Source organism: Tenggerimyces flavus (assembly GCF_016907715.1).
GTDB lineage: Bacteria > Actinomycetota > Actinomycetes > Propionibacteriales > Actinopolymorphaceae > Tenggerimyces > Tenggerimyces flavus.
In genome coordinates this window covers 7,334,956-7,349,387 of sequence record NZ_JAFBCM010000001.1, presented here as the reverse complement: position 1 = coordinate 7,349,387, position 14,432 = coordinate 7,334,956, and the positions used below count along the sequence as shown (strand labels likewise).

The 14,432-nt window shown below is 67.4% G+C and carries 11 protein-coding genes; 7 read left to right on the top strand and 4 right to left on the bottom strand.

Translation table 11 applies throughout. The features are described from left to right. Positions 1-345: 345 nt before the first annotated feature. Both JOD67_RS34130 and JOD67_RS42555 read left to right on the top strand, forming a co-directional pair. Positions 346-1,929 carry an ABC transporter ATP-binding protein gene (locus JOD67_RS34130; RefSeq protein ID WP_205121798.1) on the top strand — a complete coding sequence of 528 codons (1,584 nt, stop codon included), beginning with the start codon at positions 346-348 and terminating at the stop codon, positions 1,927-1,929. Beyond that, complete coding sequence (locus JOD67_RS42555) at positions 1,929-3,725, top strand: ATP-binding cassette domain-containing protein (RefSeq protein WP_372442351.1); 1,797 nt, start codon at positions 1,929-1,931, stop codon at positions 3,723-3,725. The genes JOD67_RS34130 and JOD67_RS42555 overlap by 1 nt, the downstream gene beginning before the upstream one ends. Before the next feature lie 94 nt (positions 3,726-3,819). On the opposite strand, the gene JOD67_RS34115 is transcribed toward JOD67_RS42555, so the two are convergent. Further along, on the bottom strand, positions 3,820-4,410 hold the full coding sequence (locus tag JOD67_RS34115; protein ID WP_205121795.1) for a sigma-70 family RNA polymerase sigma factor: 591 nt from the start codon (positions 4,408-4,410) through the stop codon (positions 3,820-3,822). A gap of 527 nt (positions 4,411-4,937) precedes the next feature. On the opposite strand from JOD67_RS34115, the gene JOD67_RS40710 reads away from it, so the two are divergent. Continuing rightward, positions 4,938-5,417: a cytochrome c biogenesis CcdA family protein gene (locus tag JOD67_RS40710; RefSeq protein ID WP_307782651.1), complete on the top strand. Its 480-nt coding sequence runs from the start codon at positions 4,938-4,940 to the stop codon at positions 5,415-5,417. Here JOD67_RS40710 and JOD67_RS34105 read toward each other — a convergent pair. The 3 genes from JOD67_RS34105 to JOD67_RS34095 form a co-directional block, all read right to left on the bottom strand. Further along, complete coding sequence (locus JOD67_RS34105; RefSeq protein WP_205121794.1) at positions 5,394-6,119, bottom strand: class F sortase; 726 nt, start codon at positions 6,117-6,119, stop codon at positions 5,394-5,396. The two genes, JOD67_RS40710 and JOD67_RS34105, sit on opposite strands and share 24 nt — an antisense overlap. Before the next feature lie 14 nt (positions 6,120-6,133). Then, positions 6,134-6,934 (bottom strand): GVDTG sorting domain-containing protein, encoded by an 801-nt coding sequence (locus JOD67_RS34100; protein WP_205121342.1) that lies wholly within the window; start codon positions 6,932-6,934, stop codon positions 6,134-6,136. A 665-nt stretch (positions 6,935-7,599) separates the two neighbouring features. Beyond that, entirely contained in the window at positions 7,600-7,938 is a 339-nt protein-coding gene (locus tag JOD67_RS34095; RefSeq protein ID WP_205121793.1) for a hypothetical protein, read from the bottom strand. Positions 7,939-8,519: 581 nt separating this feature from the next. Between JOD67_RS34095 and JOD67_RS34090 the strand changes: the two genes are divergently transcribed. The 4 genes from JOD67_RS34090 to JOD67_RS34075 all read left to right on the top strand — a co-directional run bounded on the left by JOD67_RS34090 (position 8,520) and on the right by JOD67_RS34075 (position 14,044). After that, a complete protein-coding gene (locus JOD67_RS34090) occupies positions 8,520-9,965 on the top strand; it encodes an alpha/beta hydrolase (protein WP_205121792.1) in 1,446 nt (481 codons plus the stop codon). 43 nt (positions 9,966-10,008) lie between these two features. Beyond that, a complete protein-coding gene (locus JOD67_RS34085; RefSeq protein WP_239556186.1) occupies positions 10,009-11,196 on the top strand; it encodes a sensor histidine kinase in 1,188 nt (395 codons plus the stop codon). Further along, positions 11,193-11,888, top strand: a complete 696-nt coding sequence (locus tag JOD67_RS34080; protein WP_205121790.1) for a response regulator — start codon at positions 11,193-11,195, stop codon at positions 11,886-11,888. Before JOD67_RS34085 ends, JOD67_RS34080 begins: the two co-directional genes overlap by 4 nt. 212 nt (positions 11,889-12,100) lie before the next feature. After that, positions 12,101-14,044: a multicopper oxidase family protein gene (locus JOD67_RS34075; RefSeq protein WP_205121789.1), complete on the top strand. Its 1,944-nt coding sequence runs from the start codon at positions 12,101-12,103 to the stop codon at positions 14,042-14,044. The last annotated feature ends 388 nt before the right edge of the window (positions 14,045-14,432 follow it).

The following is a 14,432-nucleotide window of genomic DNA, read 5'->3' as shown; positions in this document are numbered from 1 at the left end:
GCGCAGTTCGGCGTTGGAGCGCCGAGCGATCAAGGTCGACCCCGGTAGCGGTGGAGGCGTTCGGCTAGCTGGCCCGGCTGCCTCCACTGCCCTACTCAAAGAGTAGGGATCCTGTCGGCTCCGAGCAGAGAGTTCGCGCAAATGGTTGGGCAGAGGCGCTCTCGACCCGACCCGCGAGGCCAGAAAGGGTCGGATCGGCTTCTTAGTACCGTGCTGCGAAGCCAACGCGGTTGGACCGTCGCCGCCGTGACGGCAGGTGTTGTCGCGTCAGCTGGCACTCTCGGTCTTCCCACAGCTGTCGGCCGAGCCCTTGATGCGGCGCTGAGTGACCCAACGAGCCTTCCTGTGGCCGCTGGATTGGCGACTGGGATGGTGACCCTGGCCGTCATCGCTGACGTGCTGGCGCAACGCGCGAACACGACAGGCGCGACAGGCGCCAGCGCATGGGTGCGGCGGCGCATGGTCGTGTCCGCGCTCGACGCCCGGTCGGGAGCTCCCGAGCTTGGCGCAGGTGAGGTCGCGTCACGGATCATCGCCGGCGGAAGTGCATGCGGTCGCATCATCCCTTTAGTCTCGTCGGCGGTCCGGACTGTGCTGACGGCGATCGCCGCGTTGGCCCTACTCGGCACTATCGACCCACTCCTCCCGCTGGTCCTGCTCGTCGGGGCACCAATCGGCTATGCCGTCCTACGCCCTTTCACCAGACGATCCACCGACGCCTCGACGGCGTATCAGGAGGCGCAGGGCAGAATCGCGGATCGTCTGGTCGACGCCCTCGCCGGGCTGCGGACGATCCGCGCGAGCGGCACCGTCGACCAAGAGGTCGCGAGAATTCTCTCCCCGCTTCCTGAGCTGCGTGCGGCAGGTCTCCGCTCGTGGGAACTCCAGCGCGGGCTTGCCGTGTCGTTCGGCCTGTTGACGCCCGCTCTCCACGTCGCCGTCATCGGCGCCGCCGGCTGGGCGCTGGCGGTTGGGCGGATCTCGCCGGGTCAACTCATCGCGGCTGTTGGGTATGCCGCTCTAGCTCTCGGAACCGTCGACAAGATCGACATCGTCGTCGACTTAGCGGGGATCCGCGCCGGCGCGGCACGGGTAGTCGACTTCGTCCGTCCGATACGGCCCGCGGAGGGCGAGGAACTGCTGCCCTCGGGCGTCGGAGAGATCCGGTTCGACGACGTGAGCGTCCGGCGGGCAGGAGTTACCGTTCTCGACCAAGTCTCGCTGCGGGTAGCCGCCGGGAGCACAGTGGCCATCGTCGGCCCCAGCGGCTCCGGGAAGTCCGCTCTTACCGGCCTGCTCGGGCGCATGGTCGAGCCTGACGCGGGTCGGGTGTTGATCGACGGGCACGATATCGCCGAGCTCACGACGACCCAACTGCGTCAGGCGGTCGCGTACGGGTTCGAGCGCCCCGTCCTCCTCGGTCAGACGGTTGCCGACGCCATCGCCTACGCGCGCCCAGCTGTCCCCGCCGTGCTCGAGTCGCCACGTACACAGAACATGGATCGTGGCATGGATGTCCTTCTCGCCGCGACAGCGGCACACGCAGACGAGTTCATCCGCCGCCTTCCCTTGGGCTATCACACACCCGTCGTGGACGCGCCGCTGTCCGGCGGCGAACAGCAGCGCCTTGGCCTTGCGCGAGCTGTCGCCCAGGGCGCGCGGGTGCTGGTTCTCGACGACGCGACCTCGAGCCTCGACACCGCCACCGAAGCCAATGTGGTCGAGGCGCTGTCAGATGCCCTGTCGGGCAGAACGAAGCTCGTCGTGGCCCACCGAGCCGCGACGGCCGCTCGCGCCGACCGAGTCGCCTGGTTCGTCGGCGGACGCCTCCTCAGGGTCGACACCCACGCTCGGCTGTGGCGCGATCCGTCTTACCGCACGCTGTTCTCCCCGGCCGCCGACGATCTCGCGGAAGACCGGACGCGCTGATGGGGCGTGAAAGGATCACCGGATTTGGTCTCGTCCTTGCAGGGTTGCGTGCACACCCCAAGGTCCTTCGTGACCTCGCCTTGTGGTCTGCCGTTGAAGCCCTGCCTACGCTCGCGACCGGCAAACTGCTCGCCCTGGCTCTCGAGCAAGGGTTCCTCGCCGGGCGACCGGTGCTGGGCCTGGGGTGGTTGGCGGCACTCCTCGTGGTGATGCTTCTCGCCACCGGCGCGTCGGCGATGGTCTTGCCGCGACTCGCAGCCATCATCGAACCGCTGCGCGATGACCTTGTCCTCCGACTTGTCACCGCGACTCTGCAAGCCCCGGGACATCGATCCGCTGGCGGGGATCCTGCGGCGGTGACTCGCCTGACCGGTCAGATCGAGGCCGTACGGAAGTTGACCTCCGGCCTGCTGCGCACAGCTCGCCAGTTCGCGTTCTCGGTCCTGGCGGCCCTGGGCGGTGTCGCGGTACTTGACCCGATGCTTCTCGTCGTTGTCCTGCCGCCTGTTGTGTTGTCGCTCGTGCTCTTCGGCCTGCTGCTGCCAAGGCTGGCCGGTCGGCAACGTGCGGTTGTGGTGGCGGAGGAGGGCGTCGCAGGCCATGTCACCAGGCTCCTGCACGGGGTCCGGGACGTTCGTGCCTGCCAGGCCGTGGACCGCGCGGTCGCCGAAGCTGGCGACGTCATCGACACTCAGCTGACGGCCAGTCGAAGGCTCGCCTCGATGTCCTCCAACCGCATCGTTCTTATCGCGCTCGGCGTTCATCTCCCGCTGCTGGCAATACTCGCTGCCGCACCGTGGCTTCTGGGAGCGGGCCGCGTCGGCGCCGGCGAGCTCTTGGCGGCTGCGGCCTATCTGACCGTCACGGTGCAGCCGGCTTTGCGAGCGCTGATCCAGATCGGCGGCAACTGGGGTCTGCAGCTCGCGGTGGTCGTCTCGCGCCTCGCGACTGCATTGAACGTTCCTGATCCTTCTCGCCGTCCGCAGCTGGATCATTCGGCGCCCCATCCGCTACGTCCACGTGGACGGAACCTCACTGTTCGAAGGCTCGGCTTCAGCTACGGACCGCGCGCAGCCGCGGTCATCGACCAGCTCGAACTCCAGATCAACGAACAAGACCATCTAGCCGTGGTGGGACCCAGCGGCGCCGGCAAGTCCACCCTCGCCGATCTCCTCGCCGGCCTGCTTCCACCCACACAAGGCACGATCCGCCTCGGCGGGCTGGACCTGGCCAGGTGGGATCCCCAGCTCCTGCGACGGACGATCACGCTCATTCCTCAAGAGGCATACCTGTTCTCCGGCACGCTCCGAGAGAATGTCCTCTACCTGAATCCCGATCTGTCCCAAGCCCATCTGACTGAGGTAGCAGACGATCTGCATCTTCATCCCTTACTCGATCGAACGGGCGGATGGGACTCCCTCGTAGCACCACACACGACGAACCTCAGCACCGGCGAGCGGCAGCTCGTCGCCCTGGCCCGCGCGTACGCAAGCCCGTCGCCTCTGATCATCCTCGACGAGGCGACCTGTCATCTCGATCCGGCGACCGAAGCGCACGTCGAGCAGGCGTTCGCAGCGAGGGGAGGCAGCTTGATCATCATCGCGCATCGCATGAGCTCCGCTCTGCGAGCCGCTCGCGTCCTACTCCTCGACGGACCTCGGACTGCCATCGGTCGACACCAGGAACTCCTTCGCTCGTCCACGTCGTACGCCGCCCTCTATGACTACTGGGATCCGCAACAGGTGGACATCTCGAGGCCTGCTCGAACGGCGTCAGGTAGTGACGTCGACAGGTAGGAACGGCTGTGCGCTGGCCAAGCCGTGGTCGACAGGGCGGGACCGGTTCGCTTGTCAAGGCGTTCCGACGTTCCTCTGAGCATGCCGGACAGGTTCAGAGACCGTGATGCGCCTTGAGGTAGAGGCGGATGCGGGCCAGGCTGTCGCGCAGGCGTGCTTTGGCCGTACCTTCGGGGATGTCCAGGATGACGGCTACTTGACGGTACGTGTGTCCATGGTAGTAGGCCGCGACGATGGCCTTCTGGTGCGTGGGCGAGAGGTTCGCGACAGCGGTCCGTACGGCGGCGTGCTCGAGGTTGGTCTGTACCTGCTCGAGGGGGTCGGGTGCGGATCGGGGCTCGCGCCCGGATGCGGATGCCTCTCTCGTGGAACGGAGCTGCCTGGCGCGGATGTGGTCGACGCTGCGGTGGTGCGCGATCACCCGAACCCAGGACAGGACGCTTCCGCGGCTGGGGTCGTAGCGGTCAGCTTCACGCCAGATGCGTAGTGCGACTTCCTGGGCGATGTCGTCGATCTGGTCAGGGTCGGGCACCAGAGCTCGGATGGTTTCGGTCACCGGCGTGACTACGATGGCGTAGAGCCGTTCGAACGCGACGGCGTCACCCATTGCTACATCGACGACGAGGTCCTGCAACCGCGCACCCAGGTCGGGCGCATCATCCCTCCTGCGCTGGGAGTCGTCCACGCCGAGTATTCGGAGCTGGGGCGCGGTCGGAGTGCTCCCAGCTCGACACGATCACGGATCCGCCGTGACGCGCACGCTAGCTGGCGCTGAACGACCATCCGCACTGGAACCACTTGAGCCATGTGTGCGGGCGCTCACCCATCCGAGACGACTGCGGCTTCAAAAGAGGAGATGAGATTCGACCAGACTAACCCTGCTATGGGTGGAGTTGTTCTCGATGATCACGCTGGCCTTGATCGGATTGGTAAGCGGCCTGATCACGGGCGTTTCCCCGTGTGTCCTGCCGATGCTTCCGATCATCTTCTTCGCCGGCACTGCCGGCAAGACCGACAACCCACCCGACAAGGAACCCGACAAAGCGGCAGCGGGCGGCACAGCCGCGACCTGGTGGAGGGGTGCTGGTCGACGAGGTCGTCGACAGTGCAGTCGACAGGGAGGCGGAACGGAAACCCACGCGCGACCTACGCCCTTTTGCGGATCATCGCCGGGATCGTGGTCAGCTTCAGTGTTTCACCTTGCAGGGTTCGGTGATCTTGTCGTTCCTCGGTCTGCCGGACAACCTCCTTCGTTGGGCTGGCCTGACCGTGCTCGTTCTGGTCGGGCTCGGCCTGATCGTCCCGGCGCTGGCTCACCTGATCGAGAAGCCGTTCTACCGGCTGCCGAAGGTCACCCGGAACGCCAACGGCGCCTTCGTTCTCGGGTTGGGTCTCGGGACCCTGTTCGTCCCGTGCGCCAGTCCCGTCCTTGCGGCGATCACCGTCGCCGGCGCGACCGGGCAGATCGGGTGGCGTACGGTCGTTCTCACGGTCTCGTTCGCCATCGGTGCGGCGCTGCCGCTGCTGATCTTCACGGCTGCGGGATCGCGGATCGCGCGTTCGGTCGGAGAACCTCACACTACCGATAATCGCGCAGATCGCCTTCACCTGAGCGCGAGAGACCTAGCCAGTTACGCCTGCCCTGCCCTAGGAAGTGCGCTGCTCGAGCTAGGTCTGTGTAGGTGTGCTTGAGACCAGTCGCGCCCAGACGATGGTGTTGTCCTTGTAGGACCGTCGTGCGGAGTCGTAGTCGCCGCCGCAGGTGATCAGGCGGAGGCCCGCGTGGCCGGCTCCGGCGTAGACGTCTTTGCTGGGGAAGTCGTTCTTCGGGAACGTGGCCACCCGTTCGACCTTGAACACCGCGGTCGTACGGTCTGCTCGGTCCACCTCGATGCGGTCACCCTTGTGCAGGGTGGACAGCTGGAAGAACACGGCCGGACGTCGGTCCCAGGTGATGTGGCCCGCGAGGATCGCCGACCCCACGACGCCGGGAGTGGGCGACGGGGTGAACCAGCCCGCCTTGGCCGGGTCCTTGGGCGTTTCCATCACGCCGTCGTTGTCGAGCTCGAGGTGTTCCAATGTCGAGGAGACGTCGAGTCGGGGGATGCGTACGCGCCTCGGCTCGGACCTGGCGAGCTCGAGCTCAGGCGTCGGACGCGCCGCGGGCGAAGGCGAGCGGGACGCCTGCGGCGGTGCGGAGGAAGCGGAGGGCGACGGCGCGGCCGACTGCTTCGGCGGCGTGGGCAGCGTTTGGGTCTCGTTCACCGCGGGCGGATCGGGTTGCTGGCCGACCAGCGCGAACACGACGGCGGCCACGCCCAGAAGCGCGAGGGTGGCGCCGACGAGCGCGAGGATCCGCGCTCGTCGGCTGCGAGGCAGCTGTTCCGAGGTCAACGAGTCGTCCTGGTTCAGGACTCGACTCGGTGAGCCGCGGCGGACCGTCGGCGCGCGATCAGCACGCCACCCGCACCCAGCATCAGAACGCCACCGGCGGCGAGCAGGTCGAGCCGCTCGATCCCGTGGGTGCTGCTGGCGCCGGTTTCGACACCGCCCACAGGGGAGACCTCTCCGCAGGTCGCCGGGTTGGTGGCTTCCTCCGGGATGCCGCTCACGCCGAGGGACTTGGCGAAGACAGACTCGCCGAGCGCCTCGAGGTCGTACTTGTCGTTACCGTTGGCATCCAGGCCGTGCTGCACCACGTGCAGGTGCGACAGGCTGTCCACCAGGCCAGCTGGCAGCTGGCTGGCGGGGATGGTGCGGTCGTACTCGAGGTCTCCGTTCGCGTCGGCGACCGGGAACCGGTCGATCGCGAGCCCGCTCTTCGGACTCGTGTCGCCCTTCGTCGTCAACGACACGAACACCCCGCCGTACTGGGGAACGCCCTCTTCGGTGGCGACCTGTCCGTCACCGTTCTTGTCCGCCGACGGAGGCGGGCAGAAGAAGTCGTCGCTGTGCGCCATGCCGTGAATGTGCTGAGCGTGCGGCGAGTTCGGGGTGAAGCCCGAGCCCTCGATCTTGACGTGCAGGCTGCCGTCTTCTCGTGCGGTGATCGTCGCGTCTCCGCTGGAACCACTGTCGTTCAGCTCGTCCAACGTGAACCGGACTGTCTGGTCCGCATAGGCCGGGCTCGCGGCGAACAACACCGCGGCCATCGCCGCGATCAAGCCGGTTCCGGCCGCGACTGCCGCCGTACGTGTCAAGCGTGGCATCCGCATCACACCTTTCCGAGTCCTTCGGAATCTGGTCATTTGAGTGTGGTTCGGAGCCGGAGCCTAAACGGATGGGTTCGACCTCAACCACGGCGTGTCTATGATATAGCCGATAAAAAGGATAAAGCGGGCGATAATAGGCCCTGCCTCATTCCAGGTGCAGGTCAGCCTCTGGCTCCCCGCTCGTTGCGGGCGAGGGCGCTGCGAGACCGCCATCGTAATAACCGATGGCACCGTGGGCCTCGTCTCCGAGGGTCACTGGACGCAGTTCTCCAAGACCGTCGGCAGCCCTGCCAACCGTCGAGAACCCGCGCGATAGCTTGACTACGGTCCGTCTCGGATCTTCTTCCCAGGCACGTTCGTAGACGAAGTCTGCGACGAGCTCATGGAGTCGGAACGGACCTGCCCCACAAGGTCGTGCCCTAGCGGTTTCGACCAAATGCATGTCCGTGAGGTCAGCTAGCAGAGTTCACACCTCGACGGTGCCCGAATCCTCGCCGAGCAACTCCTCTGCGACCCACAACGGCCAGTCGTCTCCGACTGCTCAACCCAGCCGGCGGAACAGCAGCCGTCGCCGGTCATTGAGCGATTGATAGCTGAGTTCGATCCCAGCTCGCACATCGACATCGCTAACCGCGAGTTCTCCAAGCGACCTCGTTCGTCGATCAGTAACTCCTCCAGCTGCCCGAGGCCCCACGTCGGGTCCGCCGCCAGGCGAGCACCGGCGACGCAGAGCGCGAGCGGCAAATGGACAGCTCGGCGATCGACTCCGCGGCGACGACGACGCGGCCGATCCTTTCCGAACCGGCGATCTCCGCGAGCAGCCCGACGCGTCGGCGATCGAGTGAGGGGCGGCCGTCCAGCGGGACCTGCCCGTCAACGCGGCCAGACTCCGGCGCGATGTGCCGATAGACCTGCACTCCGCTCCGCTGGGAAGGAGCGGGGCGGACCTGCGCCTCGTCCGCAGCGTCGTCGAGAACGATCAGCAGCCGCCGCTCGTACACCCGACTTCGAAACCTGGCAGTCCGTGCGCCATCGTCGGAGGGGATCTGGCCTCCAAGGACACCGGGCGAACCGGAGGCGCGGCTTGCCGATGCCGCCGGGACCCACCAACAGAGAGCGGAATGCACGAGGCCATCAGGACGACGGTTCTGGTCGTCGAGTTCGTCGCAGATCTCGTCGAGGACCTTGGCGCGTCCGACCAGTGAGAGTTGGACGCCAGGCAACTCCCGTGGAACCACGACATCGGTTGGTCGATGTACGCAGCTCCGCGGCTGATCGGAGGCTGTCGCCGTTGAGGATCTGGTGTTCCAGCGGGCGGAGAGCTCGCCGGGCTCAATGCCGAGTTCGTCGGCGAGGGCCGGCCGCAGGTCGGTGTCCGCTGGGCGTTGGGAACGGGCGAGGCGCCACCTTGGCCCCTGCGCTGCCTGCTGGAGCTCCTGGTGCGGTTCCGAAGCTTGGGCAGCCATGATCAGGATCTGACTTCGATCGTGTGGGATACCGCGGTTGAAGTATCCGCGAGTGGTAGCCGCGCCGGACCGGTGTCTGTTCTGGGCTGACGTGCCGCGGTCGCGGCGAGCCGACGATGGTGCGCATGATCACTGAAGACAGGTCTGAGGGCGGGGCAATTCGTCGGCGGCGAGGTCCGCTGTTCGCTGTTGCAGGATGTGCCGGTATCGGCGGTGTCATTGTCATCCTGGTGGGGCTGCCAGCGATGTGGCAGCTGACGTGGCCGTACACCTTGGCGCTGACGCTCTTGCTGGCTGCGGGGCTCGCCGCCTACGTCGCGGCCGGAATCCGCCCCACCCGCGCGAGGATGCTGCTCGCGGCGGTCCCCACCGCCGGCTTCGCCGGTGTCTGGCTGCTGACGCAAGCATGGCCGGTCCTGCCGGATCCGAACCCATGGACGCCACTCAACGCTACAGTCGGCATCACCGGGCATCTGTGCTTCGGCCTGGAGGCGCTGGCGCTCCTCGGCCTGCTCGGCGTGGCGGCGCGTCCAGGCCGGATAAGCCGGCCACGGTGGCGGCGGGTCGTCGCGATGGTCGTCGCGGCCCCGGTCCTGGTGCTGGTGGTGGCAGTCACGACGCTGGGCGTGGTGCTCGGAAGCAACGCGTTCGCAGGCGCCGCCATCCCTGCCGCGACCGTCGCACCGCATGCGCTCCCGGCGGGCCAGCGCAGCACGGTGGAGTACTGCCGGCCGGACGGCATTCCGCTACCGATGGATCTCTACCTGCCTGCCGTGGCGCAGCGCCGGAGCGGACCTGCCCCTGTGGTCATGTACGCGCACGGTGGCGGGTTCGTTCTGGGTAATCGTCGGCTGGACGGTCTCGGCGCGCGACTGGGTGGGCATGAGGGCGCATTGTTCGTCCCGCTCCAAAAGTGGTTGAACGCGCTCGGTTTCGTGGTCGCGTCGATCGACTATCGCCTGGCTCCGGGCGTGCCACCGATGGTCCCAGTAGAGGACGCCAAGTGCGCGGTCCGGTTCCTGCGTGCGCATGCCGCTGGCCTAGGCATCGACCCGCACCACATTGGCGTGTGGGGCAGCAGCGCGGGCGGGACGATCTCGTCGCTCGTGGGCCTGGCCGGGCCCGGAGCGGGCTTCGACCACGGCCAGTACGCCGATCAGTCCAGTGCCGTCCAGGCGGTCGTGGACATGTTCGGACCGGCAGACCTGACCCGGGTCGGCGACGCAGGTCCGTTCGCCCGGTTCACAGCCCGCGTCAGCCTCGGCGGCTCGCCCGGAATCCGCCACGCGATCAGTCCGATCAGCTACGTGCGCCCCGACGCACCGCCGTTCCTCATCCTGCACGGCCGGGACGACACCGACTTCCCGGTACGGCAGTCCACCGACTTCGCCGACCGGCTGCGATCGGCCGGCGTCCATACCGCGCTGGTGGTCGTGGATGGTGCGGACCACGGCCTGGCCGTTCCCGGCGAGCAGCCATCGCAGGAACAACTCACCGAGCAGGTCGTGGACTTCCTCGCCCGTGAGTTGGCGGGCCGGTCAACGCGAAGTGCATCCAGTTGAGCGCATGCCTGGTCGCCGAAGCGCCTATCTTGGGTCCGTGGCGATGCTGAGGCGGACCGGTCGGGAGTGGCTGGTGGACGTCGTGTTGGCCCTCGTCGTCCTGACCGTCGCCGAGATCTCGATCGCCGCCGGCAGCGAGGTCGGGTCGATCCCGCAGAACGCGGGAGCGTACCTGCTCGGTGTTTCGATGGCGGTGCCCGTACTGGTGCTTCGGCGACGCAGACCGCTCGCGGAGCTGTACGTGGTCGCTGTCGCGTTGCTGGCCTACTACGTGATCGGATATCCGGGGTTCCCGCCGGCGGTCGTGCTCGCCGTGCCGCTGTACGACGCGGCACACGCCGGCCGGCTGTGGCGTGCAGTACCCGTGCCGGTCCTGTTACTCGGCGTGGGGATGGTGGTCGCCTGGCGGAAGGGTACGGCGCTGCTCGATGTCGTCGACGTGTTCTTGCCGCAGCTCGGCCTGGTCGCCGTCGCGCTCCTGCTGGGTGCTCTCGTGCTGAGCCGGCACGCCTACGCGGCGGAGGCACAGCAGAGGCTGCGCGCCGTCGAGGCGGCGCGTGACCGCGACGCGGAGCGCCGCGTCGTGGACGAACGGCTGCGGATCGCTCGTGAGCTGCACGACACCGTGGCGCACGCGATCTCGACGATGACCGTTCAGTCCGGGACTGCGCTCTATACAATGAACGACCAACCGGCGAAGGCGCGTGAAGCGTTGACCGCGATCCGACAGACGGGCAAGGACGCGCTCGCGGAGATGCGCGCCACGCTGCGAGTACTGCGTGCCAACGGGGAGCCGTCCGTCACCGCCGAACGCGACGCGGGGCTGGAACGACTCCCTGACCTGCTGACGGCGGTCCGGGCCGCCGGGCTGGATGTCGTCGTGGAAGGCAACCTCGACCGTTCACCGGCCGGCGGAACGGGCGCGTCGTTGCCCGCGCTCGTTGACCATGCCGCGTACCGGATCGTGCGGGAGTCATTGACCAACGTGCTCCGCCACGCCGGAACGCAGGCCCGGGCAAGGGTACGGCTGGAGCTGGGAAAGGGCGCTCTCGAGGTCGAAGTCAGCGACGACGGCATCGGGCCGACGCAGCCACCCGGCGACGGGCATGGCCTTGAGGGCATGGGAGAACGCGCTCATGCGCTCGGTGGCCATTTCGAAGCCGGCCCCATCGGCGACGGAGGGTTCCGCGTGCGGGCTCGAATCCCCATCGGCATTGGAGATTCGGCGTGATCCGGGTTCTGCTCGTCGATGACCAGGCGTTGGTGCGGGCCGGGTTCCGAGGCTTGCTCGACACCGCGCCCGACATCCGCGTGGTGGGAGAGGCGTCCAACGGCGGGATCGCTGTGGCATTGGCCCGCGAGCTGCGGCCGGACGTGGTCTTGATGGACTTGCGGATGCCGGACGTCGACGGGGTCACCGCGACCCGACGCATCACTGACGACGCCGCGCTGAACGGTGTTCGCGTGTTGGTACTGACCACGTTCACCGAGGAGGACGACGTCTTCGCCGCCCTTCGTGCTGGCGCCAGCGGCTTCCTTGTCAAAGACGCCGAGCCGGACGAGCTGCTTCAGGCGGTCCGCATCGTCGCCGGTGGCGAGGCCCTGCTCTCACCACGAGTTACCCAGTCGGTCATCGCGAAGTTCACCGCTTCGGCCGCGCCAACTCCCGCGCCACGACGCGAACCGCCCGAGCTCGGCCTTCTCACGCAGCGGGAACGTGAGGTCGTGCGGCTCGTCGCGTCCGGGCTGACGAACGACGACATCGCCCGTCACCTGGTAGTGAGCCCGTTGACGGCCAAGACGCACGTGTCGCGAGCCATGGCCAAGGTCGGTGCGCGCGACCGCGCACAGCTCGTCGTGTTCGGCTATCAGAGCGGGCTCGTCGCACCGCCGTACTCTCCAGGGAGTACAGAGGCGCCGTAGCACCTGGGCGCAAATGCCTCCGTCAGCCGGATGCCTGTGCCGCTGCTGATCGAGACCATCTCAGCATGTTCGAGATCAGCGCAAACCTGTCTGAGGTCCTCGGCGCCGTTCTGTTCGTCGTTTGGTCACTGGCTGGATATCGGACCGGACAACTTGCCTCCCGTCCAACGCCGCGCAAGCTTCGTCGCACCGCGCGATGGATCCTCGTTCACTTGAGTGCGGGGTTCCTCTTCCTGATCGTCCAGCTCGTATTCGCCCTCGACTTGTGGACGATCGACTGGAACTTCGCCTCGAACCGGGTCGTACTCGCGCTACCCGCCGTCGAGATTCCCGCAATCGCCGTTGGCGCGTTGACGATCCCTCGCCTGTGGCACCTCGCGCGGGGGAGGTCGACGCCGCTTCACCGCGAGGCGGCAAGCCCGCATCTTGTCGTTCCCGTGCAACTAGCCGGACTCGGCGCGTTCGTCGATTTCTGGGTGGTGTTCATCGACCGTCCGGCTCCGCCGTACCTGAGCTACGCCACGCTGATCTGGATCGCGCTCGGGGGTGGGGCGGTACTGTTGTGGCGTCGGCAAGCTGGCCGCCAGCGCGGTTTGAACACGGCCGCACCGCTCGGCAGGACGGCGCTGTGGCGGCGTAGTGCGAGGGCGGCCGTCGGGATCGGTGCGGTGGCCATCGCCGTGGTCGGCCTCATCGGATACGGCACGCTTACGAGCCGATTGCCGGACCGTCTCGGCATGGCGTCGGCGACGATGGATTGGGGCGGCGGCCCGGTTGGCGCCGCTCATCACCCTACCCACCACGTGCTCGCCGCGAGCCACGGCGACGTCGCCGTTCCCACGCTGACCGGTCATACCGCCGGGACGCCCGATGTACGGTTCACCCTTGTCGCGCAGGAGCAACGCCTCCGGCTCTCGTCCGGGCGTGCCGTCGAGGCGTGGACGTTCAACGGGCAGGCACCCGGTCCAGAGCTGCGCATGCACCAGGGCGATCTGGTCGAGGTCACCGTCGTCAACCACCTGCGGTCAGAAGGCGTGACCGTGCACTGGCACGGCCTGGACGTACCGAACGCCGAGGACGGCGTCGCCGGAGTAACCCAGGATGCGATCCAGCCGGGGCATCGCTTCGTCTACCGGTTCCGCGCCGATCAGGTCGGCACGTTCTGGTACCACTCGCATCAGGCATCGGCGCCCGCCGTGGCGCGCGGGCTGTTCGGCCCGCTCGTGGTGCTGCCTCGCACCGCGCCCTCCACCAACGTCCTAGACATCCCGGTGGTAGCACACACCTGGCAAACCTCGCAGGGCAACGTAGAGGCGCTCGGGACCTCCGACACCCCGCAGCGCCGCACGGTCACGGCCGGCACGCACGTCCGGCTTCGACTGATCAACACCAGCGACAACCTCACGTCCGACGTCCAGCCGAGGATCCTCTCGGTCTCGGGCGCCCGAGTGCGCGTCACCGCGATCGACGGGACCAACCTCCACGGCCCGACCGAACTGGCAACCGTGCGGCTGGCGATGGCGGTCGGCGGACGGTACGACGTAGAGCTCACCATGCCCGACCATCCAGTCCGATTGACTGACGAGCTCGCGCCGACCGCCGGGTTGGTGCTCAGCCCGTCGGGGACCGGGAACGCCCGGCCAGTGCGTCTCGACGGCCCGGTGTTCGACCCCGCCGCGTACGGTGCGTCGGCTGCGACACCGTTCGACGCGCAGAGCAAGTTCGACCGCTCGTTCCGACTCATCCTCGACGACGGGCCCGGCTTCTACGACGGGCACTTCACGTTCCCGCCGACCATCAACGGCAAGGTGTTCCCCGACACACCGATGCTGATGGTCCGCGAGGGCGACCTCGTCAAGACCACGATCATCAACCGCGGCCACCTCGATCATCCGATGCACCTGCACGGCCACCACGTCCTCGTATTGACGCGCAACGGCATACCCACGACAGGCAGCCCGTGGTGGAGCGACACGCTCGAGGTCGAGCCCGGCGAGGTCTACGAGGTCGCGTTCCGGGCCGACAATCCAGGGGTCTGGATGGACCACTGCCACAATCTCGACCATGCCGCCCACGGGATGGTGATGCATCTCGCCTACGCCGGTGTCAGCAGCCCGTACGAGGTCGGACACGCGACGACCAACCGGCCCGAGTAGACGCATGCTCCACCTGAGGAGTGCCCTGCAGCACAATTACGGTTGGAGGCGGCCTTCCGTACGACGTCGACCCCGTCGGCGAGCAGTGTGCGCCAACAGATCGCGTCGACCACCGGAGAAACCGTACCGACGCAACGGATGTCGCCCGTCCCCCGGAAGCGTAGGTCGACACTTAAGTTCGCTACTGGCGCGCAGTAGGTTGGGCGCCTTGCGCACGGAGGCAGTCCGAGCTGTCACATGCTGGATAACAGCCATTGCTCTGTACCTATCGCCTCAGCTGCGGGTCGCTCCTACGACGGTTGGCGCAGGGCAGTGAGAAAGGCATGCTGAGGGCCGTGTCGATACCTCATCCTCCACCGGCGAGGAAGGCATAGCAGCAGATTGCGCT

Bases quoted from the DNA above. Each gene is read 5' to 3' on its own strand.
- JOD67_RS34100 (WP_205121342.1), bottom strand. From the start codon at position 6,934: ATGCCACGCTTGACACGTACGGCGGCAGTCGCGGCCGGAACCGGCTTG.
- JOD67_RS34090 (WP_205121792.1), top strand. From the start codon at position 8,520: ATGGTGCGCATGATCACTGAAGACAGGTCTGAGGGCGGGGCAATTCGT.
- JOD67_RS42555 (WP_372442351.1), top strand. From the start codon at position 1,929: ATGGGGCGTGAAAGGATCACCGGATTTGGTCTCGTCCTTGCAGGGTTG.
- JOD67_RS34085 (WP_239556186.1), top strand. From the start codon at position 10,009: ATGCTGAGGCGGACCGGTCGGGAGTGGCTGGTGGACGTCGTGTTGGCC.